Source organism: Mycetocola sp. Y442 (genome assembly GCF_056898615.1).
The window spans coordinates 1,119,005-1,145,708 of the sequence record NZ_JBXHBV010000001.1 but is presented as its reverse complement, the minus strand read 5'-3'; the positions used below and the strand labels follow the sequence as shown (position 1 = coordinate 1,145,708).

Annotated in this window: 26 protein-coding genes and 2 tRNA genes; 15 read left to right on the top strand and 13 right to left on the bottom strand. The window is 64.6% G+C overall.

Going from position 1 to position 26,704, the window contains the following annotated elements; translation table 11 throughout:
* Positions 1 to 3: 3 nt before the first annotated feature.
* Both AC1X6S_RS05440 and AC1X6S_RS05435 read right to left on the bottom strand, forming a co-directional pair.
* A complete protein-coding gene (locus AC1X6S_RS05440; protein ID WP_483404749.1) occupies positions 4 to 1,854 on the bottom strand; it encodes a helicase-associated domain-containing protein in 1,851 nt (616 codons plus the stop codon).
* A gap of 15 nt (positions 1,855 to 1,869) precedes the next feature.
* Positions 1,870 to 2,148: a multidrug ABC transporter ATPase gene (locus AC1X6S_RS05435; RefSeq protein ID WP_483404748.1), complete on the bottom strand. Its 279-nt coding sequence runs from the start codon at positions 2,146 to 2,148 to the stop codon at positions 1,870 to 1,872.
* Between the two features lie 167 nt (positions 2,149 to 2,315).
* On the opposite strand from AC1X6S_RS05435, the gene AC1X6S_RS05430 reads away from it, so the two are divergent.
* Both AC1X6S_RS05430 and AC1X6S_RS05425 read left to right on the top strand, forming a co-directional pair.
* Positions 2,316 to 2,699 carry a cold-shock protein gene (locus tag AC1X6S_RS05430; protein ID WP_483404747.1) on the top strand — a complete coding sequence of 128 codons (384 nt, stop codon included), beginning with the start codon at positions 2,316 to 2,318 and terminating at the stop codon, positions 2,697 to 2,699.
* Positions 2,700 to 2,746: 47 nt separating this feature from the next.
* Positions 2,747 to 3,724 (top strand): DUF3027 domain-containing protein, encoded by a 978-nt coding sequence (locus tag AC1X6S_RS05425; RefSeq protein WP_483404746.1) that lies wholly within the window; start codon positions 2,747 to 2,749, stop codon positions 3,722 to 3,724.
* Positions 3,725 to 3,787: 63 nt separating this feature from the next.
* On the opposite strand, the gene serC is transcribed toward AC1X6S_RS05425, so the two are convergent.
* Positions 3,788 to 4,900: a phosphoserine transaminase gene (gene serC, locus AC1X6S_RS05420; RefSeq protein WP_483404745.1), complete on the bottom strand. Its 1,113-nt coding sequence runs from the start codon at positions 4,898 to 4,900 to the stop codon at positions 3,788 to 3,790.
* A 119-nt stretch (positions 4,901 to 5,019) separates the two neighbouring features.
* On the opposite strand from serC, the gene AC1X6S_RS05415 reads away from it, so the two are divergent.
* The 4 genes from AC1X6S_RS05415 to AC1X6S_RS05400 all read left to right on the top strand — a co-directional run bounded on the left by AC1X6S_RS05415 (position 5,020) and on the right by AC1X6S_RS05400 (position 7,833).
* Positions 5,020 to 5,715: an iron-dependent transcriptional repressor DtxR gene (locus tag AC1X6S_RS05415; protein ID WP_483404744.1), complete on the top strand. Its 696-nt coding sequence runs from the start codon at positions 5,020 to 5,022 to the stop codon at positions 5,713 to 5,715.
* A gap of 274 nt (positions 5,716 to 5,989) precedes the next feature.
* A complete protein-coding gene (locus AC1X6S_RS05410) occupies positions 5,990 to 6,856 on the top strand; it encodes a C40 family peptidase (RefSeq protein WP_483404743.1) in 867 nt (288 codons plus the stop codon).
* Between the two features lie 329 nt (positions 6,857 to 7,185).
* Positions 7,186 to 7,686, top strand: a complete 501-nt coding sequence (locus tag AC1X6S_RS05405; RefSeq protein WP_483404742.1) for an HNH endonuclease — start codon at positions 7,186 to 7,188, stop codon at positions 7,684 to 7,686.
* 72 nt (positions 7,687 to 7,758) lie between these two features.
* Positions 7,759 to 7,833 (top strand) — tRNA-Arg (locus AC1X6S_RS05400).
* Between the two features lie 411 nt (positions 7,834 to 8,244).
* Here the strand turns inward: AC1X6S_RS05400 and AC1X6S_RS05395 are convergent.
* Positions 8,245 to 9,090 (bottom strand): DUF1295 domain-containing protein, encoded by an 846-nt coding sequence (locus tag AC1X6S_RS05395; RefSeq protein ID WP_483404741.1) that lies wholly within the window; start codon positions 9,088 to 9,090, stop codon positions 8,245 to 8,247.
* A 179-nt stretch (positions 9,091 to 9,269) separates the two neighbouring features.
* On the bottom strand, positions 9,270 to 9,563 hold the full coding sequence (locus AC1X6S_RS05390) for a hypothetical protein (protein WP_483404740.1): 294 nt from the start codon (positions 9,561 to 9,563) through the stop codon (positions 9,270 to 9,272).
* 423 nt (positions 9,564 to 9,986) lie between these two features.
* Between AC1X6S_RS05390 and AC1X6S_RS05385 the strand changes: the two genes are divergently transcribed.
* The 3 genes from AC1X6S_RS05385 to AC1X6S_RS05375 all read left to right on the top strand — a co-directional run bounded on the left by AC1X6S_RS05385 (position 9,987) and on the right by AC1X6S_RS05375 (position 14,579).
* The gene (locus AC1X6S_RS05385) at positions 9,987 to 10,331 is read left to right on the top strand and encodes a hypothetical protein (protein ID WP_483404739.1); all 345 of its coding nucleotides are present in this window, start codon (positions 9,987 to 9,989) and stop codon (positions 10,329 to 10,331) included.
* A gap of 166 nt (positions 10,332 to 10,497) precedes the next feature.
* Positions 10,498 to 14,298 carry an AAA family ATPase gene (locus AC1X6S_RS05380; RefSeq protein ID WP_483404738.1) on the top strand — a complete coding sequence of 1,267 codons (3,801 nt, stop codon included), beginning with the start codon at positions 10,498 to 10,500 and terminating at the stop codon, positions 14,296 to 14,298.
* Between the two features lie 5 nt (positions 14,299 to 14,303).
* The gene (locus AC1X6S_RS05375; protein ID WP_483404737.1) at positions 14,304 to 14,579 is read left to right on the top strand and encodes a hypothetical protein; all 276 of its coding nucleotides are present in this window, start codon (positions 14,304 to 14,306) and stop codon (positions 14,577 to 14,579) included.
* Between the two features lie 31 nt (positions 14,580 to 14,610).
* Here the strand turns inward: AC1X6S_RS05375 and mscL are convergent, their stop codons facing one another.
* The 3 genes from mscL to AC1X6S_RS05360 are packed head-to-tail and all read right to left on the bottom strand — an operon-like array spanning position 14,611 to position 16,011.
* Positions 14,611 to 15,015, bottom strand: a complete 405-nt coding sequence (mscL, locus tag AC1X6S_RS05370) for a large conductance mechanosensitive channel protein MscL (protein ID WP_483404736.1) — start codon at positions 15,013 to 15,015, stop codon at positions 14,611 to 14,613.
* Positions 15,016 to 15,029: 14 nt separating this feature from the next.
* Positions 15,030 to 15,380 (bottom strand): FmdB family zinc ribbon protein, encoded by a 351-nt coding sequence (locus AC1X6S_RS05365; protein WP_483404735.1) that lies wholly within the window; start codon positions 15,378 to 15,380, stop codon positions 15,030 to 15,032.
* A gap of 52 nt (positions 15,381 to 15,432) precedes the next feature.
* Entirely contained in the window at positions 15,433 to 16,011 is a 579-nt protein-coding gene (locus tag AC1X6S_RS05360; RefSeq protein WP_483404734.1) for a 5-formyltetrahydrofolate cyclo-ligase, read from the bottom strand.
* Positions 16,012 to 16,144: 133 nt separating this feature from the next.
* Between AC1X6S_RS05360 and galU the strand changes: the two genes are divergently transcribed.
* The 5 genes from galU (at position 16,145) to AC1X6S_RS05335 (ending at position 19,372) form a co-directional block, all read left to right on the top strand.
* Positions 16,145 to 17,038 carry a UTP--glucose-1-phosphate uridylyltransferase GalU gene (gene galU, locus AC1X6S_RS05355; RefSeq protein ID WP_483404733.1) on the top strand — a complete coding sequence of 298 codons (894 nt, stop codon included), beginning with the start codon at positions 16,145 to 16,147 and terminating at the stop codon, positions 17,036 to 17,038.
* 30 nt (positions 17,039 to 17,068) lie between these two features.
* Entirely contained in the window at positions 17,069 to 17,734 is a 666-nt protein-coding gene (locus AC1X6S_RS05350) for a GNAT family N-acetyltransferase (RefSeq protein WP_483404732.1), read from the top strand.
* A gap of 77 nt (positions 17,735 to 17,811) precedes the next feature.
* Positions 17,812 to 18,759: a large exoprotein gene (locus tag AC1X6S_RS05345; RefSeq protein ID WP_483404731.1), complete on the top strand. Its 948-nt coding sequence runs from the start codon at positions 17,812 to 17,814 to the stop codon at positions 18,757 to 18,759.
* Positions 18,760 to 18,801: 42 nt separating this feature from the next.
* Positions 18,802 to 18,874, top strand: a tRNA-Ala gene (locus AC1X6S_RS05340).
* Between the two features lie 57 nt (positions 18,875 to 18,931).
* The gene (locus AC1X6S_RS05335; RefSeq protein ID WP_483404730.1) at positions 18,932 to 19,372 is read left to right on the top strand and encodes a hypothetical protein; all 441 of its coding nucleotides are present in this window, start codon (positions 18,932 to 18,934) and stop codon (positions 19,370 to 19,372) included.
* 51 nt (positions 19,373 to 19,423) lie between these two features.
* Here AC1X6S_RS05335 and AC1X6S_RS05330 read toward each other — a convergent pair whose 3' ends face one another.
* From AC1X6S_RS05330 to AC1X6S_RS05310, 5 genes are all read right to left on the bottom strand, one after another.
* On the bottom strand, positions 19,424 to 21,448 hold the full coding sequence (locus AC1X6S_RS05330) for a glycosyl hydrolase (protein WP_483404729.1): 2,025 nt from the start codon (positions 21,446 to 21,448) through the stop codon (positions 19,424 to 19,426).
* Between the two features lies 1 nt (position 21,449).
* Positions 21,450 to 22,181: an HlyD family secretion protein gene (locus AC1X6S_RS05325; RefSeq protein WP_483404728.1), complete on the bottom strand. Its 732-nt coding sequence runs from the start codon at positions 22,179 to 22,181 to the stop codon at positions 21,450 to 21,452.
* On the bottom strand, positions 22,178 to 23,866 hold the full coding sequence (locus tag AC1X6S_RS05320; RefSeq protein ID WP_483404727.1) for a glycosyltransferase family 2 protein: 1,689 nt from the start codon (positions 23,864 to 23,866) through the stop codon (positions 22,178 to 22,180). The genes AC1X6S_RS05325 and AC1X6S_RS05320 overlap by 4 nt, the downstream gene beginning before the upstream one ends.
* A gap of 184 nt (positions 23,867 to 24,050) precedes the next feature.
* Positions 24,051 to 24,476 carry a DUF1801 domain-containing protein gene (locus tag AC1X6S_RS05315; RefSeq protein WP_483404726.1) on the bottom strand — a complete coding sequence of 142 codons (426 nt, stop codon included), beginning with the start codon at positions 24,474 to 24,476 and terminating at the stop codon, positions 24,051 to 24,053.
* 85 nt (positions 24,477 to 24,561) lie between these two features.
* Positions 24,562 to 25,827 (bottom strand): DUF445 domain-containing protein, encoded by a 1,266-nt coding sequence (locus AC1X6S_RS05310; RefSeq protein ID WP_483404725.1) that lies wholly within the window; start codon positions 25,825 to 25,827, stop codon positions 24,562 to 24,564.
* Positions 25,828 to 26,077: 250 nt separating this feature from the next.
* Between AC1X6S_RS05310 and AC1X6S_RS05305 the strand changes: the two genes are divergently transcribed.
* Positions 26,078 to 26,698 (top strand): NADPH-dependent FMN reductase, encoded by a 621-nt coding sequence (locus tag AC1X6S_RS05305; RefSeq protein WP_483404724.1) that lies wholly within the window; start codon positions 26,078 to 26,080, stop codon positions 26,696 to 26,698.
* Positions 26,699 to 26,704: the final 6 nt, after the last annotated feature.

Sequence of the window (26,704 nt, the reverse complement as noted above, 5' to 3'; positions counted from 1 at the left end):
ATCCTATTTCAGTTCAAGGATGCTTGACAGCGGGAGAGTGCGCTCGATATCGGATCGTTTGTCCCGACCGCGAAGCCGGCCACCGGAGACCCCCGTCGGCTCGAGCACGAACTCGAGCGGACCCGAATTGGGCACCTGGACGATCACGGTAACCGTCTGCTTCGCGCGGATCGCGGCGTCGAGCAGACGCGCGACCCAGGCCTGGCGCGAATCCTCCGGCGAACCGAACTGAGCCGAACGAAGACTGGCGATGAGTGCCGAATGGTCGTGAGGTGCCTGGGCGGCAGGCTGTTGCGTTGTTCGCTGTCGCCGCAGGCTGATGAGTTCGCCGTCCGGTGTCTCGGCAGCAACGGGATACCGTGCGTCGCTGAGCGCCCAGAACACGACCTCGAACTCGAATCGGCTCACCAGCCGGTTCTCGCCTGACCGCCTCAGGCCAAGCGGCGTCAGCGCCTGGTCGACGTCGAGCAGGCCGATCAGTGCGCTGTCGCTTGAGCGCACGTAACTGTGTGCGTCCGGGTCGGGTGTGCTGGACGGGATCGTTCCGACCCGGATGGTGCCGAACCGGCCGGCGGCCTGCGAGATGAGGTAGTGCACGGGCTGCGGGATTCCGGTGAGGGAGACGCTCTCGAGGAACGCCAGCATTTGGCGTGCGGTGACTCCCGATGACAGCGCCCGGTTGATGCTCGCCTGGGAGAGCCGGTAGCTGAACGCCTGTGCGCGGTTCTCGAGGTCGGCGAAATTGCGGAGCGTCTGGTCGAGGTCGGGCTGAAGAGGACCCGGAGCGATGATCGACAGGTCGTGCTGAAGATAGACCTGACTGACGTGAGCGGGGAACAGGTGGGCCATCGCTGCTGCCGCTGCAGCGGCATCCGTCGTTAGAAGCACCGCTCCCGGTGTGCTGAGCACCTGAGCCGCGGGTGACGGGCCGCTCGTCACTCCGAGCAACTCCGCGTGGGCAGCGACGCGGGTGACTTCTCCGTGAAGCCACTCGCCGCCCGCCGGGTAGAGCCACCGCGCATAGGAATGCAGCGATTCGCCCCACTCGGTCCTCGCGCCGAGCACCGACCTCACCTCGCCGGGGATCGCCTCGACCCACGCGCGTGCCAGGACGGCCCAGCGGTCAGCGGTGGACGCGGACAGCCACTTCTCACCGGTTACGGTCGGATTCCAGCCACCGGTTTCGTGGGACGCCAGATTGCTGCGTACCGCGAGGTCGAGATAGCTGTCGACCGCTGGCGCTTCGACCTGCATCGCCCGGGCAAGCCGGCGACGTTCGGGAAGGGCGGGGCCACCCTTGCCGAGCTCACGGACCGGGTGCGCGAGGAGTTCGACCACGAGTTCCGCGGTGGCCATGGTGGTCTGGAAGGCGTGGTCGGCCGCACCGAGATCCGTTGACCGGGCGGATGCTGCTGTTGGCGTTGCACCCGCGGCCGGCGGCGGTGACGTTGCGAGGTCCGTGAGGTCGGGAAGGCCGATCTTCGGCCAGTCGGCGAGGACGCCTGACACGGGGCCGAGCGCGGAGTATCCGGTCTCCGTCCTGGTGAGCAGCGCGCTCTCGACGGCGTGAGCGGCGCGGTCATCGACCTGGTCAGGAGTCATGCTCCCGATACGATCCGCGATCTCTGTTGCGGAGAGCGAATCGGCTGTCGCCGCAGCGAGCACCGCGAGCGTGTGCCGGTCGAGACGCTGCAGTGCTGAGCGGATTCCCGCGGGGTCGAGGAGGCTTTCTGCGAGGTCGAAGAAGTCCCTGACCCGTCCTCGCGGTGCGGGTGGGCGGAGCGTCAGGAGGTGTTCGAGTGAGGCGTCGTCCCGCGCGCGAAGGCTGCTTGCGAGGGTCATAATGTCCGTCATGAGCAGCAGGCGGTGTCAGCGCTGAGCGATCGTGCGCTTGTTTTCGCGGGAACGCCGGATCACGCTCGTGATCATCAGCGCGATCAGCAGGACGAATGCGAGAGGGAGGCCGATGTACGGCACCATGACGACGACCGGCCAGATTCCGGCGGCGAAATCGCTTGACCCCATTCCCTGCCAGGTCCCGATGATGATGGCGAGGAAGGTGCCAACGGAGAGGATCACAAGCCCGAGCAGCATGTAGGCGAGGACTCGCTCAAAACGGCTGACGTTCTGCGGATTATTGTCGGTCACATGCTCAGGATATCGCTCCGGGCTGAATCCGGCAGAACTGGTGTGATGCCTGACGCTCTAAGCTTGAGACGCGGGACCAGAACGCCCGCTCGTTGTTCGGCTCCTGCCGCGACGATTGCACCACTCGCCGGTTCGCCGGCGTGTCTATTCACTGCGAGGTTGAGTCCATGCCCACCGGCAAGGTTAAGTTCTACGACGACGAGAAAGGCTTCGGCTTTATCTCGAGCGATGACGGCCAGGAAGTCTTCCTGCACGCATCGGCTCTGCCCGCCGGCGTGACCTCGGTCAAGGCCGGCACCCGACTCGAGTTCGGGATTGCCGACGGCAAGCGCGGAGTTCAGGCGCTCTCGGTTCGCGTCCTCGACGCGCCCCCGAGCCTGGTGAAGCTCAAGCGCAAACCAGCCGATGATATGGCGATCATTGTCGAAGATCTCGTGAAGCTGCTCGACGGCCTCGGCGGAGACCTGCGCAAGGGTCGCTACCCCGACAATGCACACAGCCGCAAGGTCGCACAATTGCTGCGCCGGGTAGCCGACGAACTGGACGCGTGATCGCTGCGCCACGTTGGGCCCGCCGTCTTTTCCCAAGGAGCACTTCGATGAACCCCGCCGAGAACTCCACGACGGAGCAGTCACTCCCACACGGTCAGGACGCAGCGCCCGCTGCAGACGCCGATTCCGGTTTCACCGCCGCACCCGAAACTGCCGCAACTGATTCTCCCGTCGATTCGGTGCAGAGCCGCGAGCGAACGGATGCCGCCCAGGAGACGGCGCCGACGGCCGCCCAGCAGGAACCAACGGCGGATCAGGTCACGACGGATCAGGCGGTGACGGATCAGGCCGCGGCTCAGGCAACGGCGGACGAGACCGCAGCGCCCCACGCTGCCATCTCCGAGGGTGCCGAGTCGAAGCCTGCCGAGTCGAAGCCAGCGCCCGTCGCAGATGACGTGCTCCTCGCCTCTGTCGATGTGGCTCGCGAAGCACTCCTGAAGGTCACACCAGCGTCGACAATCGGTCAACCCACCGGACACATCGTCGAAGACGACAACGTGCTCTCCCTGCTGTTCGCCTCGACTCTTCCCGGTTACCCCGGGTGGAACTGGACAGTGACACTTGCCCGTGTTGGCGACGATGCGCCCACCGTCCTCGAGACCGAGCTGTTGCCGGGGGAGTCCGCGTTGCTCGCGCCCGTCTGGGTGCCGTGGTCTGAGCGTCTCGCCGACTATCACGCATCGCAGGAGGCCGCCGAACAGGAGGCGCGTCTCCTCGCAGAGGCCGCTGCCGAGTTGGAGGACGACGAGGACGACGACGATGATGACGGGTTCAGCATCCTTCACGCCGGCGACGTCGATGGTGTCGACGTCGACGAAATCGACGAGTCTGATGTCACGGGCGATGATGAGTCGGACGATGACGACGAGTCGGATGACGATGACGACGAGTCGGACGATGACGACGAATCGGACGATGACGACGAATCGGACGATGACGACGAATCGGACGAAGACGACGAATCGGACGAAGACGACGAATCGGACGAAGCGTCCGACGATGACGAGGGCGAACGCAGCTACTGACGCGCCGACAGATAACGCCCGCCACTTCACAAGTGGCGGGCGTTATTGCGTGGTCTGTGTGCTCTACAGCGCGTCGACGACAAACTCGATGCTGCGCGTGAGCTGACGGATGTCGTCCGGTTCGATGGCGGTGAAGGTTGCGACGCGGAGCTGGTTGCGACCGAGTTTCCGGTAGGGCTCCGTGTCGACGATTCCATTGGCCCGAAGCGCCTTCGCGACGGCTCCCGCATCAACGGCGTCATCGAAGTCGATCGTTACGACGACCTGTGAACGGTCGGAGGGATCCGTGACGAATGGTGTTGTGTACGCGGTTTTCTCGGCCCACTCATACAGGTACGACGAGGATTCCCTGGTCCTGGAGTCGGCCCAGGCGAGGCCACCGTTCTCTCGGATCCACGAAACCTGGTTGTCGAGCATGACGAGGGTCGCGAGGGCCGGGGTGTTGAGGGTCTGGTTCAGGCGGCTGTTGTCCACCGCGTTCTTCAGGCTGAGGAATTCGGGAATGTAACGGCCGGACGATGCAACTCGCTCAACACGCTCGATGGCAGCAGGTGAGAACAGCGCGAACCACAGGCCGCCATCCGACGCAAAGTTCTTCTGCGGGGCAAAGTAATAGACGTCGGTCTGCGCAGCGTCGATCATGACGCCGCCAGCAGCGCTCGTCGCGTCGATCACCGTGAGCGCGCCGGGGTCCGCCGTCACCCGCGTGACCGGGGCCATGACGCCGGTGGATGTCTCGTTGTGGGTCCAGGCGTAAACGTCGACGCCGTCGACGGGTTCCGCTGTTGCCCGTGAGCCAGCGGGAGCTTTCCGGACATCCGGCGCTTCCAGCCACGGAGCCGCCGCGGCCGCTGCGAACTTCGAACCGAACTCACCGAACGTGAGATTCTGGCTCCGGCGTTCGATCAATCCGAAGGATGCAGCATCCCAGAACGCGGTCGAACCTCCGTTGCCGAGCACAATTTCGTATCCGTCGGGGAGCGAGTACAGCGCACTCAGCCCGTCGCGAACGCGGCCGACCAGGTTCTTCACCGGGGCCTGGCGATGCGAGGTGCCCAGCAGCGACTGGGCCGCTTCCGTCAGCGCGGCCACCTGCTCGGTACGGATCTTGGACGGGCCGCAGCCGAATCGTCCGTCCGCTGGCTTGAGGTCATTCGGGATCACAATGTCAGGCATGTTCCGATTCTAGAAGCGATGCACCGGTCCCCGAACTTCTGTGACGATCGAGGCGCGCCAAAGCGGGGTTCAGCGCACAGTAGGCTTGGGACTATCGCGCTGAACCATGGGAGACGTCAATGACTGACCTGATTGACACCACCGAGATGTACCTTCGTACCATCCTCGAACTCGAGGAAGAGAACATTGTGCCTCTCCGTGCCCGGATCTCCGAGCGGCTGAGCCACTCGGGTCCGACAGTGTCACAGACCGTCGGTCGCATGGAACGCGACGGACTCGTGGTGGTCTCCGGCGACCGCCACCTCGAACTTACGCCGACGGGACGCAGCAAAGCCGTGCACGTCATGCGCAAGCACCGTCTGGCCGAACGACTGCTCAGCGACGTGATCGGGCTTGAGTGGGAGTACGTTCACGAGGAGGCCTGCCGGTGGGAGCACGTCATGAGCGAACAGGTTGAGCGCAAGCTGCTCGCCATGCTCAACCACCCGACCGAATCACCGTATGGCAATCCGATTCCCGGCCTCGAGGAACTCGGCGATACCCCCGCTGGTGCGTTTGCGCACGGAGTGACGAACCTGGTCGAGCTCGTCCGCGGCAGAAGTGAACCGATCACCGCAACGATCCGTCGCCTCGGTGAGCCAGCGCAGGTCGACCCGGAACTCCTTCTGCAGCTGAAGCAGGGCGGCATCATGCCTGGTTCGGTCGGTGTGTTCTCCCCGGCTGGGTCTTATGTTCTGGTTCAGGTTGAAGGTTTTGGGGAAGGTCTTGAACTTCCCAACGAGGTCGCCGGTCACATCTTCGTCGAAACCCCGTAAAACCGGCCTCACTGCGGCTTAATGCCGACTCACGTGCGCGGTTCTGACACCAGAGCCGTTGGGCTCCCGTTACCAATTCGTTAGTTTCCGTGCGAAAAAGGTGACAAATTGGTAACGGTCACGTACGCTCGAACACGTCCGAAGGTCAGAACTGGCCGCAGGAACCCGTTCCGAGGCGCCTCTCCCGCTCGTCTCCTCGGCTGCGGAACCCGAATATTTGTGTAGACGAGACGCCATCCCTAGTGTGGTGTTCGAGGCGCCGGAGGTTCACGCTTTGGCCGTAAACAACAGCCCGTTCGACGGCGAGTCGGAGAAAAGCGACCCGTCGACGTCCCACCGGGTGGCCCTGCGCTCGCCGCGTCCGGTTCGCAGCCAGCCCAGTGCAGTGACACCCGCAGCCCCGGTGGCACGGACCGCGAAGCCCGCTCCGAAAGAGAGTGTGTGGCGCAAGTTCCGGTCGACAGCCATTATGGCGATCGTCGTCCCCGGGCTTTTCGGCACTGTAGCGCTCCCCGCTTATGCCTTCTCGCCGACCGCGACTGACCAGGCGGCGCCTTCGTCCACTCTCCAGACACTCAAGGAGTCAGGGGCGCAGTCACTCTCCGTCGATGAAGGCGTGACCGCCGCGACCGTTGTTCGCGATGGGTATACAGCGACGACGGCCGAGGAACTCGCGAACGCGCGTGCGGTCGCTGAAGCGGCAGAGGCTGCGACCCGTCGCGCCGAATTCGCAACCCAGCAGACGTCGTTCTCCGGACCAACGGCATCCGATCACCTGGCAAGTCCCGCCTACCCCTCGAACTTCAGCCTCGACCAGGTCTTCAACGTCGCGCTGCAGTACCAGGGCGTCCCATACGTCTACGGCGGAGCCACCCCCGCAGGGTTCGACTGCTCGGGGTTCGTGAAGTACGTCTACGCGCAGTTCGGCATTAACATGCCGCACTCCTCGACCGCCCAGGGCAACATGGGTACCCGGATCCCCGTTGCCGACGCCGTTCCTGGCGACCTCGTCGTCAGCGCGGGACACATCGGCTTCTACGCCGGAGACAACAAGATTCTTCACGCCTCACGGCCGGGCACCCCGCTCCGCATCGGCCCGATCTACGCAGACAACTGGTGGATCGTCCGGATCGGAATCTAAGGTCCAGATCAGCCCCGGAATGATATTCCGCTGCGAATGGCGTGCTTCTCTCGGGAAGCACGCCATTTGTGCGTTACATTAAAGCCCTGACCTCAGAAAGAAGCAGCAGGAAGCTCATGACCCGACACGCAGGTATCCACACCACGGATGCTTGTGCGTGCCAGGGTCGCGACCATTCCGGTTCAGCATGTCGCCCCTTCAACGGTGGTGGCGAAAAGGCGCAGTCTGCATAGACTGCGCTTTTTGTTTACCCGGATCCTCTCTTCGGCCTCAGGTCGGAACACCGAATAACCGCGAAGCCGTCGCGGCAATTTGAGAGGAAACGTGACATGCGCACACTCGTGTTGAATGCCGGATACGAACCCCTTGCCATCGTGTCGTTCCGCCGGGCGCTGGTGCTGGTGATGAACGAGAAAGCGGCGATCATCGAGGTGGATGCCGAGAATCCAGTGTGGGGATCTGATGGTGCCCACGAAAGGCCCGCGGTGATCGTTCTCAACCGGTATGTGCGCATTCCCGCTTCCCGTCGCGTTCCCGTGACGCGTCGGGGCGTGCTGCGGCGGGATGCCAACCGGTGCGGGTACTGCGGCAAACTCGCCGCGACCATTGATCACGTCATCCCCCGGTCACGCGGCGGCGAGGACTCGTGGGAGAACCTCGTGGCCTGTTGCCTGCGGTGCAACAACGCCAAGAGCAACCGCACGCCGGCCGAGATGGGCTGGTCCCTGCGGATCAAGCCCCGGATGCCCCACGGTCCGACGTGGGCTGTGCGCGGGGCCGAGAAAGCGATACCGGCGTGGGACCAGTACCTCACGCCTGCCGCTGCGTAGGTCGGGAGCGCGGGGAACAAGCGGGCGGTTGTTCACGTGGGCGGCGTTCTCTCCGCTAAACTTCTGGAGTCAGCCTCTGTAGCTCAACGGAAGAGCACCTCCGTCCTAAGGAGTTGGTTGGGGGTTCGAATCCCTCCAGGGGCACCACAGGAGTTCATTCCACGAGGAAACCCTGGCCGCAGTTCGTCGGCCGCAGTTGTCGCCGGGCGGGGTCATTCCCCACAGCCGCTCGAGCCCTGTTCCGCGGTCGGCGATGGCGGGTCGGTGTATTTTCGGGCGGATGTTCCGGGGCGCCGTCGTCGATACGACGACAGACAGCACGATTGACCGCCCGAAGCAGGGTGCACGTCGGCAACGGTCAGGATCATGGCGGCCGTGGTTCTTGACGGCCCGGGGTGTTCGCCATTGCCGCCTGAGGCCTGTCCCGTTATCGGGCGATGGCGGGTCGGTGTAGTTTCGGGCGGATGTTCCGGGTTGCCGTCGTCGATACGACGACAGACACCGCGATTGACCGCCCGAAGCAGGGTGCACGTCCGCAGCGGTCAGGATCTTCGTCGGTCAGACCGGCTGGGGCTGTCCCTGCGTGTGCTTCGGCGGCCAGGGGATGAGCATTGATGTTGAGCGTCGGTAATTGGCGTACGCCGGGTACTTCGACGCGCTGATGGACTCGGTAAAGAGCGTTGAGCCGATAAAAAGCACGGTCAGCAGCACCGGGCCGATGATCGTCCAGTTGAGGACCCCGCCCAACAGGCCGTGTCCCGCGGAGACCGCTGCCGTCGCCCCGATCGCGTAGAACGTCCACCACTGTGCCTGCTCGAAGAAGTAGTTGGGGTGCCGGCTGAACCGGAAGAGGCCCGAGGTGAGGAAGCCAGGCCCGAGGTCTCCCGCCCTGCGTTTCTTCGCCTCGTGGAAGTTCCACTGTTCCTGGTCTGCGGTGAACTCGCCAACTAGGAACGCGACGAACAGGACGGCGAACACCCCGTCCCATCCGTTCAGCGGAGTGGGGTTCTGCCATGCAACGAGAGCGGGCAGCGTGATGAGCACGAGGAGCGCGTTCTGGTACAGCACGATGAAGAACAGATTGAAGAGCTGGAACTGCCACGGTTTCATCCGCGCGCGGAGGATCCCCCAGCGGTAGTCCTCCATCCCGGTGTACCCGCCCCTCCGCGCAAAGTTGAAAGTGAGGCGCACCGCCCAGGCGGTCACCAGGACCACCATCAGCACCAGTCGCGCGGCGTCCTCGCCTGTACCGATGCCAGCGCCCGCAAAGATCCAGACGTACACCGCCGGAACGACCGACCAGAGCCGGTCGACCCACGAGGTGTCTTTCGTGATCAGGGACGCGATCCAGCAGAACGCGCAGGTGACTGCGAACACGATGAGTACGAGAGTGAGCGGGTTCATGCGCACAGCATACGGACGGTGACGTGCGAGGGGTAGGACCGCAGTGAGGGCGCAGGCCGCAGACGAAGAGTGACCACAAGTGCTCATCAGCGGCTGTTCGAGACAGCGGCTGTCTGAGATGGCGCTCGGGACCGGCAGGGGAGAGTCCGATGCTGGCCCCGAGCTGTGGAGTTCATCCGTTACCTGAACGGTCGCATGGCGAGGAACTGATCGCGCCATTCCTCACGCTGCCGTTGAGCGTCCTCGCCTTCCCGCCGGCCAGCGTCATCGAGTACGGGCGTGAGGTCCGGCCGTGCATTCGGTTTGGCCGTGCGAGGCCGACGGCTCCACGTGACGAGGGCAACCCCGAGGTGGAGCGCCGCTCGGTCGAGCAGTCCGACACGGCGAACCGCTCGTTCCGTCCGAACGGGAACCGTGCTGGGTTGGGGTGGGTGTTCCTGGCGAGCGGGAGCGCTCACAAAGTGGGTATTCATGGGAGATATGTCCTTAAGAGTGGGATCCAGGCACGCCGAAGAGAGCGCTCGGGACCGCCGAAGAGTGGGAACCCGCTGGTGCGGGCAGAGTGCGACGAGCTGCTCGTCACATACGGGGTGATAAGCCTGTTGGCAGGGTGCAGAAGTCTGCGGATGCCGCCTGGCCTGGCTTCGAAACCGTCACCACCGTCTGAACCGGTGGGTGTTCTACTGGTCAGGCAGTGAGGACGCCGACGAAGCCAGCCGTGGGTGAGGCGATTGCAATAATCATTGAGAACACGCTGGACTCCTTTCGTCAATTGGGCGTAGGCATCACGGTAGCGGAGCCCAACAGTGAAGCGCAAGAGCTTTTCCGCACTGCCGCGCCGCGCCGATTCCCAACTGTTCTGCTTCCCGAACAATCGATGCACGATGATGTTGCTCATGGACAATTCGTCGCCGCAACGCCAGAGCCAGCCTTCGCGCGCAGATACCGGTGGCTCCGTCTTCTCGGTGATCTCCGGTGTTTTACTTCTCGCCGGCGGCCTGCTCATCGGCTCGCTCTTCTCGCAGTGGGTCGGCACTCGCGTCTCGATCTGGGGTAGCCCCGTCGTCAGCGACGGTGCTATCCGGAATTACGTGGTGATGGCATCCGTCGCTTTCCTGCTCCTGGCCGGTGCCTGCATCCTCGCTCTCGTGGGCCGGAACCGGAGCCTCGCGTGGGTTTCCGGAATTTTCCTGGCAGCCGATCTGGTGGCGGCCCTGGTCTTTGTGAACCCGCAAGGGTAAAGGGCCCCACGGCCCGGGACACGTCGGTCACCGTCGAACGACCAGCCGTGCTACAGCGGAAGCACGTTCGGCCCTGGGAGTAAGAACTCGGGCGGAATGACCCCAACTCGGCGAATATCCGGTGGTGCTACCGGCGATTGGGCCCGACAGAGCTTAGGGTGTGGATGTGTGGCGGCTAGACAAGAAACCAGAGACTCGCGATTCCGATATCGCTGACGTCGATAATTCCCTTGCGCGTTCGGTCACCAGTCCCACTGGTTTGAGCGTCGGAGACCCGAATTTCACAGTGGGCAACGTGGCGGATGAGACCCGGAAACGGTGGCGTGAGCAACTCGCCACGGCCGGTGGGCGATCCCCGCTGTTGCACTTCGTGGACGACCCGCGCAATCGCATCGAGCTAAGTTCCACGCACCCGGGGGGCCTGCCCCAGTTCATCACCGGGCATTCCACTCTGTTGTCGAACCTCATTCGTGACGAGCTCGCACTCCGCGGCGCGAAAGCCGCGGCGGATCAGATCACCGTCAAGGGTGTCGAACTGCGGACAGTGCGCGGCATCGAATCGGTGCACCTCGCGATCGGGCTCGCCGAGTGGCGCCACGGAGAAGAAGAGTTCTCTGCACCCGTTCTTCTGCGTCCCGTCGCCATCCGCCGCTACGGCCGCGACTTCGAGCTGAAGCTCAAGGGCACCCCGTTCCTCAACCCGGAGCTCGCCAGGGCGCTGCACGAGCAATTCCAGATCACGCTCGACGCCGAGGCGTTCGAGGCGCTCGCCGTCACCAACGGTGCGTTCAAACCGCAGCCCGTCATCGACCGGCTGCGCGGACTCACCCAGCACCTCGAGTGGTTCAGCGTCCAGCCGAGGCTCGTGGTGTCGAGCTTCGCCGAGGTCGGCACAGCGCTCGTTCGCGACGCCAGGGATCTTGACCACCCGGTGCTCAACGCGCTCGCTGGAAACCCCGGGGCGCGCAGGCTCGTTGAAGGTCTGTTCCGGCCGGTGGATGCCATCGGCCAGGACGACAGGCCGCCGACAACGGATACGCTCCTGCTCGACGCCGACACCGAGCAGGAAAACGTGATCGCCCAGATCGCGGCAGGGCACTCCATAGTGGTCACCACCCTTCCTGGCACCGGTGGCACGCAGACGGTGGTCAACGCCATCGGCAGCCTCGTCTCCCAGCACAAGCGTGTTCTCGTCGTGAGCGCAAGGCGTTCCAGCCTCGATGGCATACGTCACCGATTCGGGAAGGTCGGTCTCCCGGGCATTACCGTGTCACCGGCGACCATTCGCCGCGACCTGATCCAGGCGATATCGCGCAATGAGAAGGCTGTCGCACCGAAGGTCTCCGACGTTGACGACGCGCTTGTCCGGTTGCGCAAGGTGCTCCTCGACTACCGCGGCTCCCTCGGCCGGATCGACAGCGGGCTTGGTGTCAGCGTCATCGACACGCTCCAGGCTCTCACCCGCCTCGGCAACCTCCAGGACCAGCCGACGACGACCGCGCGGCTCGACCTCGCCTCTCTCGAGAAGCTCGCAGGCAACCGCGACATCATCGCTCGCAAGCTCGCGACCGCTGCCCAGCTCGGTGAGTTCCAGTACGGCCCGGATGATTCACCCTGGTACGGCGCCCAGTTCGCCAGCACAAAGCAGGCGAAGGCGACGCACGCCCTGGCCAAGAAGCTGCACAGGACAGAGCTGCCGCGCCTGCTCGAGCGCGGATACGAACTGATCGGCCAGACCCGGATGCGTGCGTTCGAGTCCATCGAGGAACTCGGCATCTACCTCCGGCTGCTCCTCGACATTCGCGAGACCCTGGACAAGTTCCAGCCGAGCGTCTTCGACAGGTCACTCGGCGAACTCATCGCCGCGACAAGCGCAAGGCGGGACGCCCCGAGCATGACCGGCGCCAACCGCCGTCGGCTGAAGAAGCTCGCTCGCGAGTATGTGCGGCCGGGCGTGCACGTCACAGACATCAATGCGGCGCTGCGACGGATTCAGCAGCAGCGCACGCTGTGGCAGCGATATGTGGCGGCAGGCGTCAACCCGGAGGTTCCGCTCGGTATTGCCGACGTGCAGGTTGCGTACCAGCGTGTTGTCGAGGATCTCTCCCAGCTCGACGCGCCGCTCAGCCGCACGGCGAAGGCCCAGTCGCTTCTCTCGATGCCCGTCAAGGAGCTCGTCAGGCTCATGTCGGGACTGGCAGCAGACTCCGCGGTGATGGAGAACCTCCAGGAGCGGACCACTCTCATCGCCGAGCTGCGCGAGAAGGGGCTCGCCCCGCTCATCACTGACCTTTCGGTGCGCCATGTCCCCGAGGCGAAGGTTGCGAACGAACTCGAGCTCGCCTGGTGGCAGTCGGTGCTCGAGCACATGCTCACGACCGACCGTGCACTGCTCGGCGCGAACACCAGCGTCATCGACAGGCTCGAAGCAGACTTCCGCCTCGTCGACGAAGCGCATGCCTCGTCGACCGGCGCACTGCTCGGCGCGTTGCTCTCCGAGAACTGGAAGATCGGCCTCGTCGACTACCCGGATGAGGCAACGGCCCTCAAGAAACTACTCCGCACCGAGGGCGCAACGCCGACGAAACTCGAGAACACGGCACCCCACCTGTCCCGCGTGCTGTCCCCGGTGTGGCTCACCTCGGTATATGAGGCCCACCTCATCCCGGAGAGCGTCCGATTCGACACGGTGTTCCTCGTCGACGCCGGGGCAACCACCCTCGCGGAGAACGCCGGGGCGATTCGCCGGGCACGCCAGGTCGTCGCCGTCGGTGACCCGGTCACGCAAAGCCCGACGCCGTTCACCGTCGCCATCGGCGTTCCGACACCGGCCGCCGGCGCCGACGATGTTGACGCCAGGCACGCCGACTCGGCTCTCGCACGACTGTCCGGCCTGCTGCCGACCCTGACCCTCACGCGCAGTTACCGCGCCGGGGGCGAGGACCTGGCCGAGCTGGTCAACCACAGGTTCTACGGTGGCGAGATCGAGTCACTGCCGTGGGCAGGGTCCTTCCTCGGCCACGGAAGCCTCACCCTCGACTACGTTCCGAACGGGCACGGCATGCCCGACCCGGAGACCGGGGGAGTGGAGAGCGTTGACGCCGAGGTGGCCCGCGTCGTCAACCTCGTACTCGAACACGCCATCAACCGGCCGCGCGAATCGCTCATGGTGGTCACCGCGAGCGAGAAGCACGCCACCCGTGTGCACCAGGCGGTCATCTCCGCATTTGCCATGCGCGGCGACCTCTCCGACTTCATCCTCAAGGAACGGCCGGAGCCGTTCTCCGTGCTCACGCTCGAGCAGTCGGTGGCCGAGAGCCGCGACCGGGTCATCTTCTCCCTCGGCTACGGTGTCACCCCGCACGGCCGCGTGTTGTCCAACTTCGGCGCTCTTGCCCGGCCGGGCGGCGACCGCCTGCTCGCGGTCGGTATGACGCGAGCGAGGCGATCCATGGTGATCGTGTCGTGCATCCGTCCAGAAGACATCGACACCGATCGGATGCAGCACGGCATCGGAGCGCTCGCCGAGATCCTCAAGCAACCCGTCCAGCACGTCCCCGCGCCGCCCGCTACCGACGGTGCCGAACCGATGCTCATCGACCTCGCCGAACGGCTGTACCGCCACGGCCTGTCCGTTGAGGTCGGTTATCGCGGCAAGCTCGCCCTGGTCGCGGCGTACGAGGGCAAGGCGATCGCCGTGGAGTCCGACCCCGAGGTCAGCAGCGACTCGCTGCGGGAGTCGTTGCGCCTGCGTCCGGACGTGCTGCGCCGACTGGGCTGGCACTACCTCCGCGTACACAGCTTCGATCTGTTCAGCGACCCCGATGGCGTGACGCGCAAGATCCTGGCGATGCTCGGTGTTCCGTCACGCAACGCCGATGCGAACGCCGGGAACAGCCCTGAAACGGATGTCGCCAGCGATGTCGCGGACGTCTCCGAAGATGACCAGCAGGAGCGCGTACACTGATCGACGTGTCGAACCGCCCAGTGCCCGAAGTCCCTGGATCGCCGCAGCCCGGTGATGCCAGGACACCGGACGCAGAGCGGGTACGCCGGGTCCCAGGTTCGCGACGTGCGGTCCTTCCGCCGATGCCTGGCACTGATCCAACGCCACAGGCCAGCCGGGAGGCGGTTCTCGCATCCGAAGACACGGACCGGTCCTGGGGCGGGCGGCCTGCAGCGCGCCCGGCTGAGGCCGGCCCGAACGACGCGCAGTTGCTCCAGGACGTTCCGCCGCACTGGGGCTAGCCAGGGGGGCCGCTATTCCTTGAGGTTGCTTCTATTCCTTGAGGTTGCTTCTGGCCAGCAGGTCGCGAATCTCGGTGAGGACGTCGATCTCGGTGACCGGGGCCTTCTCTTCGACGATGCCTGCCTTGCGCTTGGCCTCGGCGCGTTCCTTCATTGTGTTGATCGGCAGCACGAAGACGAAGTACACCACGGCCGCGATGATCAGGAAGCTGATAATCGCGCCGAGAACAGCGCCGAACTGCAGCTTCGCATCGCCAACCGACACGATGAGTGCGTTGTCGAGGCTGTCGGCCTGGAACAGTGCCCCGATGAGCGGGTTGAAGATGCGCTCGACTATCGAGTTGACGACAGCGGTGAACGCGGCTCCGATAACAACGGCGACGGCAAGGTCGATGACGTTGCCCCGCATGATGAAGTCTTTGAATCCCTTAAGCAATTTCGCCCCCATGGTCACGAAGCGGCAGCGGCGCTACCGGTACTCGACGAGCCAGCGGAACCGCTGGCAGGCGACGAAGATACCTTCTCCTTCGTGGCGCTGGCAGAGTCCTTCGATCCGGCAGAGTCATTCGAGCCCGCAGAATCCGATTTTCCGCCGGATGACCTGGCACCGGTCGAGGCTGCCGCCGCGCGGGAATCATTGCGGTAGAACCCCGACCCGGTGAACGACACTCCGACCGCGCTGTAGAGCTTGCGAAGCCTTCCGGCGCATTCGGGGCATTCGGTGAGGGAATCGTCGGTGAACGACTGCTGGATGTCAAAAGCCGTGTCACAGGCTGTGCATTTGTATGAGTACGTGGGCATTCGGGTTTCCTGGAACGGTCGCGGCGTTTGTGCCGATGAGGTCGGTGTGTGGCTAAAAGTCGAGAATGCGTGACGGGGTGACGGCGCCGTCGACCCGCTGGTCGTGCTTTTCGAATGGCACGTCGGCCCGGAGTTCGCTGTCGAAGACGATCGCGTAGACCGGCGGGCATTTCTCCATTGAGCCGAGGGTTTTGTCGAAGTACCCGCGGCCCCAGCCCATCCGCATCCCATCGGGGCCTACCGCGGCAGCCGGCACAAAAATGAGGTCTACCTCGTTGATCGCGATGGGACCAAGGAGTTCGCCGACAGGCTCGGGCATTCCGTACAGGCCCTCAACCTCGGACCCCGTTTCTCCGACGGTCCAGTCCAGGAGGCCGTCTTCGCGGCTGATCGGAAACAGGACCCGGACGCCGTTGGCGAGTGCCCAGTTCACAAATGGGCGGGTGTTCGGCTCGTTCGGCGCGGAGAGGTAGCAGGCGATGCTGGTCGCGCCCCGGCGTGTGGCCAGGGCAATGAGGTTGTCGGTGAGGCCGGTGGAAGCATTCTCACGTTCCGACGTGGTCAGGTTCTGACGCCGCTCCCGCAGCTCGGCACGGAGGGCACGTTTCTGATGGTCCACCTGGGTTGGCATAGCCCCATTCTAGGCGGCGATGCCTGAGCGCCGGCATCCGCTGATGAGCGGCTCCTTCAGCCCTGACACGCCCGGCGCCGCGCTACGGCGAGACATCTCCCCGCCGGGGGCGGCATCCCGCTACTGTTAGTAGATGCCTCATCCAGTACGCAAAGTCGTTATTCCCGCAGCAGGTCTCGGTACCCGGTTCCTGCCGGCAACGAAGGCCCTCCCCAAAGAGATGCTGCCCGTCGTCGACAAGCCAGCGATCCAGTACGTCGTCGAGGAGGCCGTCAGTGCCGGGCTCAACGATGTCCTGATGATCATCGGGCGCAACAAAAACGCGCTCGCCAACCACTTCGACCGGGTCACCGAGCTCGAACTGGCACTCGAGGAAAAGGGTGATGCGAAGCGCCTGAACCGCGTCGTTGAGTCGAGTGCTCTCGCCGACATTCACTTCCTGCGGCAGGGCGATCCCAAGGGCCTTGGCCACGCGGTGCTTCGCGCACGCAGGCACGTCGGTGATGAGCCGTTCGCGGTTCTGCTCGGTGACGACCTCATCGACGCCCGCGATCCTTTGCTCACGACGATGATCAAGGAGCAGGAAAGCCGCCAGGCCACGATCATCGCGCTGATGGAGGTCGACCCGGCAACGATCCAGATGTACGGCTGTGCCGCCGTCGAAGCGACCGACAACCCTGACGTCGTGAAGATCACCGACCTGGTCGAGAAGCCGGCCCCCGAAGACGCGCCGTCGAACCTCGCGATCATCGGCCGTTACGTCCTGCGCCCGGAGATCTTCGATGTTCTCGAGACGACGGAGCCGGGCAAGGGTGGCGAAATCCAGCTCACGGATGCCATGCAGGTGCTAGCCGCGGACGACTCGATCGCCGGCGGCGTCTACGGCGTCATCTTCCGTGGCCGACGCTATGACACCGGAGACCGCCTCGATTACATCAAGGCCATCATCCAGCTCGCCTCGGACCGTGAGGACCTGGGAGTGGAGCTCAAGCCCTGGATCAAGGAATTCGCCGCCAAACTCGACTAGTTCGACGTTCTCTATCAAAGGAGACCCGGGTTGGCTCTTCCTGCCACCGTTCTGACCGACGGTCCCATCACCGTACGACTGGTCCGGTTACGCGATGCGCGGGCCATGGAACGCGAGCTCCTCGGTAACCGAAGCTGGCTGCGGCAGTGGGAGGCGACCAGCCCATACGCGCCGCGGTCCTTCGACATGCGCGCGAGCATCCGTTCGCTGCTCTCCAGCGCCAGGGCCGGCACAGGCCTGCCGCTCGTGATGGAGTACGACGGCGAGTTCGCCGGGCAGCTCAACGTGTCGGGGATCACCTACGGCTCACTGTCGTCCGCGACGCTGGGCTACTGGGTGTCCGAACGGTTCGCCGGCAGGAGCGTGACACCGACATCCGTCGCGCTTGCCACCGACCACTGTTTCTCCCAGCTGGGCCTGCACCGGGTGGAGATCTGCATTCGGCCCGAGAACGCGCCGAGCCTGAGAGTCGTCGAAAAGCTCGGGTTCCGGTACGAGGGTCTCCGCAGACGGTACATCCACATCAACGGGGACTGGCGGGACCACTTTTGCTTCGGTCTCGTTCGCGAGGAGGTGCCGGGAGGCGTGCTCCGCCGGTGGAAAGACGGGCAGGTCCCTCCCGATGCTGCGACGGTTCCGGAATCCGACCGGATCGCGGCCCAGACGCCGATTGTGCCTCCCGCAGCGCTCTTTTAAACCTTCAACCTCAACTTGGGGGTGACACACCCTCGCCAATGCGGCGTGGCGTGCCTGTTCCCTCGTACCTTGGAGCCATGGCTGGCAGTGGACTCTTGAGTGGCGGGATCGTTTTCGCGATCGCCGCTGCGCTGTGGATCGTCTACCTGATGCCCACGTGGCTCGCCAGGAACGAGTTCCTCGCCACCGAGCGCAACGCCATTCGACTCCAGCAGACGTTGAGGATCCTCGCCGAAACTGCGGAAACCCCCGCCGAGGTGCGGGTGGAGACCACCGCGCGCGGCGTCGCTGAGCAGCAGAAAATTCTCAAGAAGTACGAGGCCGAGGCTCTCGAACGCGCCAGGCTCGAAGCGCTCGCGCTCGTCGAGGCGCAGCGTGAGGCCGAGAGGGCCAGGCAGACAGAGGAAGTCCGGCGAGCAACCGCTCTTGCAGCAGCTCGGCTCAGGGTCAAGAGAGCACGGCGGCGCGCGCGACTCGCGGCGACGGTTGTGCTCGCGGCATCGCTCGCCACGGTCGGTGTCGGCGGATGGTTGCTGGCAACCGGCGGATCAGTGCTGGTTCTCGCCGCAGGAGTGGCGGCAGCCGTCAGCAGTATCGCTGTGCTCGTTCGCATGGCTCGCGTCTCCGGTCGAACCAGGGTTGCCGCGCCCGTGACCCGGTCCGTTCCCGTCTCCCAGGCCTTCGAGCCGGTGAGCTTTGAAGAGACCGTGTCGGTGCCAAGCACCTGGACGCCGACGCCGCTTCCCCGGCCGCTGCACCTGTCGCAGGGGTCGAGCGCCGCCGGCACCATTGCCCAGGCCGACGCCCACGCCGCGCTGCGGCGTGCCGCTCTCGCGCAGGTCATGGCGGAGCGTGCGGTCGAGCTCGCTCCGACCGTCACGCCGCTGGTCCCGGTTGTCGCAGCTCAGGAAGCGCCAGCGGTCGAACCGGCCAGCCGGTTTGCGGGGATGGGCGTCGTGGACGAGTCCGAGATCGCCCCAACCGACCTGACGGCGCTGCTTCAGCGTCGGCGAGCCGCCAGCTGATGGATTCATCGCGCTCCCCGGCGTGATAATCTTTTTCTATCAGGGCCTATGGCGCAGTTGGTAGCGCGCCTCGTTCGCATCGAGGAGGTCAGGAGTTCGAATCTCCTTAGGTCCACACCATCCCTGTTCCACACTCGAACCCCCAGCGAGAAGTCGCACCGAGGTCCAAGACATGTTCGACAGCATCCCCGGCGGTCAGTGGATTTTCGGCATCTTCGCGATCGTGGCCATCATCGTCGTGCTCGCCCTGTTCGGTAAGCGCCTCGGCGGTGCATTCTCCACGAAAGAGTCCGACAGGTTCGAGACCACCGAGATTCCGCCCGATGACCCCGAGACGCGTGAGTTCATCGTGCGCGACGATCACACCGGCTCGAGGCTTCAGTTCGTCTCGCTTCACACTCGCGGCCGGGTCGTCGAGATCGTGGTTCCAGCCAAACACCGCCGGACCGGCGTCGAGGTCGACCTGTTCGAAGCCGCGTTGCCGTCGGCGCCGAACGTGACGACGTGGACCTGGCCCCCGACAACCCCCGATGGTTACGCCGCGCTCCTGATCATCGCGCGAAGGATGCCGGACGTCACGTTTCTCGACGCACACGGCTCTCGCGTTCTCTGACGACCCGGGTCGGCTCACGCGGCCGCGGCGCGACATCGGTCGAGTGGCCGGTCAGCGCGACAGGATCCACGCCATCAGGTAGGCGCGGCTGTTGCCGTCGTCGATGCGTGATTCCGGCAGCGCGGGCACGGCGTCGCCGGCAGCTGCGGCGGCATCCGCTCCGGCCAGTGCCGAGTACATGAGCAGGTAGTCGCCGAAGAGGACATCGAATCCGTTGGGAGCCGCCTCGTCGATATTCGCTTGAATCCGATCCGCGTCGCCCGCAAGGAAGCCGGAAACCGGACTCATCGGCAGGACAAGAATCCCCAGCATCGCACTCGGCTCAGCGCTGAACCATGTGGCGTAGTCGCGTTTCCCTCCCCAGACGAGAGAGGTGACCGTGTGGTCAAAGCCGGAGTACACGGGGGAGTCGAGTGGGAAGTCGGTCCAGTATTCCCGTGCGGATGCCGCCTCAGCGGACAGCATCCAGGTCGCCTCTGTCAGGAGCGCGGGCTGGTCACTCACCTCGGCCCACAGCGCGAGGCCGTTCCAGGCGGTCACCGCTTCTGAGCTCGACTCCTGATTGTTCCCGTCGCGGAACGGGGCGGTGCCGCTGGCCCAGGAATGCCCGGCGTACGCGTCGAACACCCGCCGCTCCGGGAAGTACTCACTCAACCCACTGGTCGCGAGGTCCGCGGCCACCAGGTTCATCACGGGCGCCCATTTCTCCGTCACGTCGTCCCGGCCGGCCGCGACGACGGCGGCCGCGTACAACAGGTAGCCATAGTGGAAGTGGTGGTCGTTGAACTCGTCCGAGCCGAAGGAGGGCTGAAGTCCGACAAGGCCCCGCGCGGCAGGATCGTAGACGAAACACCGGGCGTCGCGTGTTTCGCAGCCGTCCGGCTCCATCCACGAGTCAATTTCTCGGATCAGGCGGTCTTCCAGACTCGCAGCGCTGTCGTCCGCCCCAAGCTCGCGGGCAATGCTGAGAAGGTTCGCCGCTCGATAGAGCGCTTTGCCGCCGAAATAGGTGTCGGCGGGAAACGCCGGTGTGCCGGCTGCGTCGGCCTCGAGCTGCCTGAGCAGTCGCTCGCGGTCTGCGGTTTCCAGCGAGCCGAGGTCGAGGGTGCCCGACGGTTCCAGGCGGGGGACCGTCCAGCTGAGGGTTTCCGCCCGGCACAGCTGCAGCTGGCCATAGATACTCTCGTAGGTGCCGTGCGTGCACTCGGCATCCGTCGAGGCCTGATGCGGCATCACGGCCATCAGCGCCGGTCCGGTCGCTTCGAGGTTGTACGTCAGAGCGGTGCTCGCCCTTCCATCGGCCAGGGCGTAGGTGAGGCTCGTGCCGGTGAGGCGGTTGCCGGCAGCGGCGGTGAGCTCGTCGCGGTCGCCGCCGTCAGGGACAGCGAACCACGTCACGCTGTTGCCCGCGCTGACGGTGACAGACCCGCTGTCTGTCGCGAGTGGATCATCGGACACGACCCCGTACTCAACACCATCGACGGTGGCAAAGGCCACGCGCTCATCGACAGGGCTGAACGCGGTGCCGAACCGTACTGTGGTGTCCTGCGCTGCCGTGAAGGTGACGAAGGGCGAACCCTGCGCGATCACTGTACGGCCGATCTCCTCGCCGCCGGAGCGCTGTGCCACGGTGACGGATGCCGTGTCATACGCGACGACTTCGTGCTCCTGGGCGCCGACATCCACCGACACCGCCGCTCTGAACCCTCCCATGATCGCCGCAGGCGAGGTGGAGACGGCGGGAAGTCCGAAGTCCATGCCGTTATCGGTCAGCTCGAACGAGAGCGGAAGCGGGAAGACCGGCATCGACGTTTCGCCGAAGACGAGGCCGGAGAACCACCGGTTGGTTGGCGGAATGAGACCAGACGCCAGCCGGGATACCGGAAGCGGCTTGACGGTTCGCTCGGGAACGGCGTTCACGGAGGCGGCGATTTCGTCCGTTGGGTAGATGGGCGTGGTGGCCGACGTGACGTCCAGCTCGCTCGCCGGCTTGGGGGCCCAGGCGCAGCCACCGAGCGACACCGCGACCGCAGCGATCAGGGATGCGGCGAGAAGCCGGGGCAGTTGCTCGCGCATGTCACACCCCGATCTTCCGGAAGAAATCGAAGAGCCCGTCGCTCACACCGGCGAGAATGCCGTCGTTGCGCAATTGCAGAGTCGCCGAGACCGGCGTGCCTCGCGCCATGAGGCCGTTATGCCCCCCGTCGGAAAGCTCGTCGCTGTGAACGAGGACCACCGTACGGGCGATGCCCTCACTCGTCGACACCTGAACCGATGTCACCGATCCCTCTATCCGCTGGTCGTCAGGGAGCAGCAGTGTGACCTCCGCGCCGTTCTCGATACGGCCGTAGTCCCGGCTGGTGAGTTCGTACTCCGCGGTGACGAAGAGCGAACCCGCCCGATCGACGGTGGCAAGTACCTGCCCCGCCTGGACAAATGAACCGCGCTCGGTGGTCACATCGCGCACTGTGCCCGCCACCGCGGCCGTCAGGGTGATGGTGCCATCTGTTGTCACCGCGTATGCGATCGTCTCCGGCTTGAGAAGCCCATCGGCGAGATCCGCCTGGAGACTCGTGCTGAGGACAACGAAGAGCGGATCGCCCTGGGCCACCAGGTCTCCCTCGTCCACCAGGCGATCCACGACGGTTCCGCCGTAGTCGATACCGATCGGGAATCGCTCGGCCTCGATCGAGGCGCTGTCGCTCGCCACCTGCGACTGCCGCTGGGTGAAAACGAGGGTCAGTACGGCAACGATCCCGAGAACGACGACCAGCCCGGACAAGAGCCGCAGCCGGCTCCGCCAGGTCACGACGCCACCGCCACTGCCGTAACGGATGCCGCGGGCTCAGTGGAAAGCGCTCCGGCACGGGCGGGTCTGGCGACCGTTGCATGTTCCCTCACGGCTGTCGCGACGAAGCCGCCGAGGACGAACGTATTCGTGACGTTCCAGGCTGTCGCGAGGGTCAACATGCCGTTGCTGGCATCGCGCCAGATGGCCACGACCGACGTGAGAAGGAGAAATGTGAAGAACAGGATCTGGGGAACTATGACGTTGAACGGTGAACTCACGTGATCCCGATTGCCCGTCGCGGTCCACCGCTGTTCGCGGCCGACCAGAACGTTAAACAGGGCAGCGGTATATATCGGGAAGGACGCCGTGGCGAGCATCAGCGTCTCCCAGCGAAACGATCCCATCGTGTAAAACGCCAGGACGATCTGCAGAACGTAGAAGCCGGCGTAATACAGCACCCAGGTACCGACCGTCGTGGACAGATGCACCGGCCGCAGGTCGAAGTAGATCTCGAGCGGCGGAACCAGCAGGAGCAAGAGGGGTGAAATCCCGGTGAGGTAAAAGGAGCCGGTCACGAGGTATTGCAGCCGCTGATCAAGGGTGAGTTTGCTTCGTCGGCTGAAGATTTTGTGCCGAAGGAGGATCTCAAATCCGCCCGTCGCCCATCTGAGCTGCTGTTTCGTATATGCCTCGATGGTGTCAGGCGCATCACCGACGGCGAGGACGAGGGGGATGTAGACGGTTCGCCACTCCCGCTCATGAAGCATGAGGGAGGTCCAGACGTCTTCCGACTTCGAGTCGGTGTACAGGCCTCCGATGTCGGCAATCGCCGAGCGGCGGAAGATGACGTTGGTACCAACACAAAACGCTGCGTTGAACCTGTTGCGCCCCGGCTGGATGAAGCGATAGAAGACCGACTGCATGTAACCAGCGCCTCGTGAAATGACGTTGTGCAGGTTGCCATAGCTCTGGGGCGTCTGGACGAAAGCCACCTTCTCGTCAGCGAAGAACGGCACGGTTTCAATCAGGAAGTTCTCGTTAGGGACAAAGTCAGCATCGAGGATCATGAAGAAGTCGCCCCTGGTCAGGGCGAGCGCGTGGTTGACGTTGCCCGCCTTCGCGCCGCCCGAGCTGAGCCGGCGTACGTATCGTGCACCGAGTTCGGCGGCCAGTGATTTCACGTCGTCCGACCTGCCGTCGTCGAGAACCCAGGTGACGTGTGCTCCGCTCATGGCGATGGCAGCGTTCACCGTGCGTCGGATCGTGGTGAGGTCTTCTCCGTATGTCGTGATGAACACATCGACGGATACCGGTGTGTCGGCAAGATGCATCACCCAGTGTTCCGGCGAATTACTGAACCCATCGCGCCTGATGTCGCGGGAGCGGAACAGCGATCCGCGTGCCTGGTGGAAGGCGAAGTCCCGGGGGTCGTGCGCCGCGGACAGGATGGTCCACATGGAGAAGAGCGCCTGCAGGATCAGGATGGATTCGGCCGCGACGACCATCAGGTAGGGCAGCCAGTCGCCACGGCTCGCCGGGTTCAGGAGAAAGCCCGCGTACGCCAGGATGCCGATGGCCGCGATGAGCACCAGAAGAACCAGGGAAGGGGACTGGGGCTTGGTGCTCTCGATCGAGCGCGGCGGCAGTACGGGTTCGGCCACCAGTGTCGTCGACGGCCGGGATCGATGCTCGAGGGATGTCATAACGAACTCTTTTCGGGAGACGAGCGAGGAGTTCGAGCAGCGCCCTCGGCACCCGGCGGTTACCGGTGTGGTTCGTCGGTCCCGCATTTCCAATGTAAGAGCGCGAGGTGAACGCGAGAAAGCCTCAGGATTTCAGTCGTGTAAACACTCCCTGACAGCAACCAGGCGCGCAGGGGTCACGTTCTCACGGGTCTGAATGGAGCGAACCATCCGCTTCCGCGAACGCGTGGACGATGAGTTCACGCAGGACATCGAGGTCGATATCGTCGAGTCGCTTGATGTAGACACAGCCCTTGCCGATGGTGAACTTTCCCAGCGAGACCAGAAGATGCTCGCTCCGCATGTGACCCTGCAGTCCGTACAGGGTGAGTGCGTTCTTCCGCGGGGCGAACCCGACCCTCATCGTGTCACCCTCCCGCCCGGTGGCGTAACGGTAGTGAAACGAGCCGAAACCGATGATCGACGGGCCCCAGAGCTGTGGTTGCTCACCCGTTGCATCGGCTATCAGGTGGGTGAGGCGCGCTGCGTCTGCCCGTTTGCGCTCATCTTCGATCGTCTCGATGAGCGCCTGGGGATCCCCGTCACCTGACGGGGTCTTCGGGGCGGTCATGGTCTCATGCTGGCACCGTCGTGTGGCACGGTCAACGGCCTTCTGGGTCTTTCCGCCTGAGCGTTGCCCGGGCGACAAGGGCGGGTCAGCCGCCGAAGACGAGGGTGGCGACCGTGTAGATCGCGAGCCCGGCCAGGGCACCGACCACCGTGCCGTTGATGCGGATGAACTGGAGGTCCCTTCCGACCTGGAGCTCGATTTTCTCGCTCATCTCGCGGGGGTCCCAGCGCTCGACCGTGTCGGTGATGACGCTCGCGATCTCGTGACGGTAGGTGTTAACGAGGTACACCGCTGCATCCGTCACCCAGAGATCGAGCTTGGTGCTGAGGCGCGAATCGGTGGAAATGCGGCTGCCGAGGTCGTTGACCGTGCGCGCCAGCTGCACTCGCAAACCGCTCCCGGGGTCGTCGAGGGAGTCGATGAGGGCCGCCTTTGTGGTGTTCCAGGTCGATGAGGCGAGCTCGCGCACCCGGGGGCTGTCGAAGAGTTCGGATTTCGCGCTCTCGAACCTGGCGATCATGAGCGGGTCGTTCTGCAGGTTGTCGGTGAGCGTCAGCAGGTAGTTGTCGATGGCGCGGCGGGCCGGATCGAGTTCGTCATCCTTCATCCGGCGGACGAATCCGAGCGCTTCGCGGTATAGCCGGTCGTCGACGACGCGGTCAAGGAACGAGGGAACCCACGAGGGAAGGCGGGATGACACGAGTCGAGCGAAGGCCTCCGGGTTGTTCACCAGCCAGTCGTCGATGCCGTCGAGGACGAGTCCAACGGCCGCGTGATGACCGCCGCCAGCCACGACGCTCTCGCCCCACGCACCGACTGACTCGCTCCACGGCTGCTCGATGAGGTGCGTCCGCGCGAGCTTCTCCAGGACGTCGCGCACGTCGTCGTCGTCGAGCAGCGAGAGGATTCCCTTCGCCCCAACCGATACCTCGTCGGCAAGCCTCGTGGCATTCTCCGGGCGCGCGAGCCAGTCCCCGAGCTTCTGGCCGATGTGGGTCGATTCCAGCTTGTGACGGACGACCGGTTCTGAGAGGAAGTTCGACTCGACGAAATCGCCGAGGCTCGCCCCGATCTCATCCTTGCGGCGGGGAATGATCGCCGTGTGCGGAATCGGTAATCCGAGCGGATGCCGGAACAGCGCCGTCACGGCGAACCAGTCGGCGATCGCCCCGACCATGCCGCCCTCACTTGCCGCGCGGACCCAGCCGAGCCACGGGATCTCGTCCTGGAGCGCGAAAGAGACACAGAAGATCACGGCCATCAGGATGAGCAGAGCGGTTGCGGTGCGCTTCATGGATACGAGGCCCCTGCGCCGTTCGAGGTCTTCCGGGGTGAGGAGGGGGATCGTCATTGGGCAATCGTACGTCGGGTTACCGGCCTGCCGTCAGGCGGTTGCGCCCCGGGCTTTGTTGCCTCATACGTCGTCCACGTTCTGGCGGCATCCGTCGGATTCGGTTACGTGGTACCCGCTTGGGGGGCTTGTGCTCTCATCTCACACAGCCAAGCTTGGTAACACACAGAGTGGACTGCCCCGCCGCTCGTGGCCCCGACCCTCGCGAGGACTGCTGCCCCCAGTTGTTCGCCGTTGCAGGAGTTGCCCAATGATGTTTGAAGAACGTATTGCAGTTCCAGAGAGCCGAACCCCGATCAGGCTCATGGTGGTTATCGGAAGTGTGCGACCCGGCCGTTCAGGCCTGGCCGTTGCCCTTTGGGTCCACGAGTGTGCGACAAAATTCGGCGGGTTTGACATCGACTTCGTTGACCTGGCCGAACTGGACCTTCCGTTCATGAATGAGCCGAAGCACCCGAAGCACCAGGAATACCGCCACAGGCACACGATCGCGTGGGGAGAGCGCGTCAGCGCCGCAGATGCGTTCCTGTTCGTGACCCCCGAGTACAACCACAGCTACTCGCCCGCGCTCAAGAACGCGCTCGATTATCTGCACCACGAGTGGTCGGGGAAGCCGGTCGGCCTGGTCAGCTATGGCGGGCTGGCCGGAGGCACCCGTGGTGCGGCAGCACTTCGACCGGTGCTCTCGGCGCTCGCCATGGTTGGCACTGAGTCGAACGTCGAGATTCCCTACGTCTCCCGTCAGATCGACGATGGGTTCTTCGAGCCGACCGACGGGCAGGCAGACAAGCTCACGCTCATGCTGGACGAGTTCGGCCGGCTTTCACCGGCCCTCAGCAGTGTCAGGGGTCGCGGGCTCCTCGCCGTGTAGCTGACG

Coding starts and splice junctions, on each gene's coding strand:
- AC1X6S_RS05330 (WP_483404729.1), bottom strand. CDS start 21,448: ATGCGCGAGCAACTGCCCCGGCTTCTCGCCGCATCCCTGATCGCTGCG.
- AC1X6S_RS05320 (WP_483404727.1), bottom strand. CDS start 23,866: ATGACATCCCTCGAGCATCGATCCCGGCCGTCGACGACACTGGTGGCC.
- AC1X6S_RS05440 (WP_483404749.1), bottom strand. CDS start 1,854: ATGACGGACATTATGACCCTCGCAAGCAGCCTTCGCGCGCGGGACGAC.
- AC1X6S_RS05390 (WP_483404740.1), bottom strand. CDS start 9,563: ATGAATACCCACTTTGTGAGCGCTCCCGCTCGCCAGGAACACCCACCC.
- AC1X6S_RS05305 (WP_483404724.1), top strand. CDS start 26,078: ATGATGTTTGAAGAACGTATTGCAGTTCCAGAGAGCCGAACCCCGATC.
- galU (WP_483404733.1), top strand. CDS start 16,145: ATGCCTCATCCAGTACGCAAAGTCGTTATTCCCGCAGCAGGTCTCGGT.
- AC1X6S_RS05315 (WP_483404726.1), bottom strand. CDS start 24,476: ATGACCGCCCCGAAGACCCCGTCAGGTGACGGGGATCCCCAGGCGCTC.
- AC1X6S_RS05345 (WP_483404731.1), top strand. CDS start 17,812: ATGGCTGGCAGTGGACTCTTGAGTGGCGGGATCGTTTTCGCGATCGCC.
- AC1X6S_RS05415 (WP_483404744.1), top strand. CDS start 5,020: ATGACTGACCTGATTGACACCACCGAGATGTACCTTCGTACCATCCTC.
- AC1X6S_RS05425 (WP_483404746.1), top strand. CDS start 2,747: ATGAACCCCGCCGAGAACTCCACGACGGAGCAGTCACTCCCACACGGT.
- AC1X6S_RS05365 (WP_483404735.1), bottom strand. CDS start 15,380: ATGCCCACGTACTCATACAAATGCACAGCCTGTGACACGGCTTTTGAC.
- AC1X6S_RS05385 (WP_483404739.1), top strand. CDS start 9,987: ATGGACAATTCGTCGCCGCAACGCCAGAGCCAGCCTTCGCGCGCAGAT.
- AC1X6S_RS05360 (WP_483404734.1), bottom strand. CDS start 16,011: ATGCCAACCCAGGTGGACCATCAGAAACGTGCCCTCCGTGCCGAGCTG.
- serC (WP_483404745.1), bottom strand. CDS start 4,900: ATGCCTGACATTGTGATCCCGAATGACCTCAAGCCAGCGGACGGACGA.
- AC1X6S_RS05430 (WP_483404747.1), top strand. CDS start 2,316: ATGCCCACCGGCAAGGTTAAGTTCTACGACGACGAGAAAGGCTTCGGC.
- AC1X6S_RS05405 (WP_483404742.1), top strand. CDS start 7,186: ATGCGCACACTCGTGTTGAATGCCGGATACGAACCCCTTGCCATCGTG.
- AC1X6S_RS05395 (WP_483404741.1), bottom strand. CDS start 9,090: ATGAACCCGCTCACTCTCGTACTCATCGTGTTCGCAGTCACCTGCGCG.
- AC1X6S_RS05335 (WP_483404730.1), top strand. CDS start 18,932: ATGTTCGACAGCATCCCCGGCGGTCAGTGGATTTTCGGCATCTTCGCG.
- AC1X6S_RS05310 (WP_483404725.1), bottom strand. CDS start 25,827: ATGACGATCCCCCTCCTCACCCCGGAAGACCTCGAACGGCGCAGGGGC.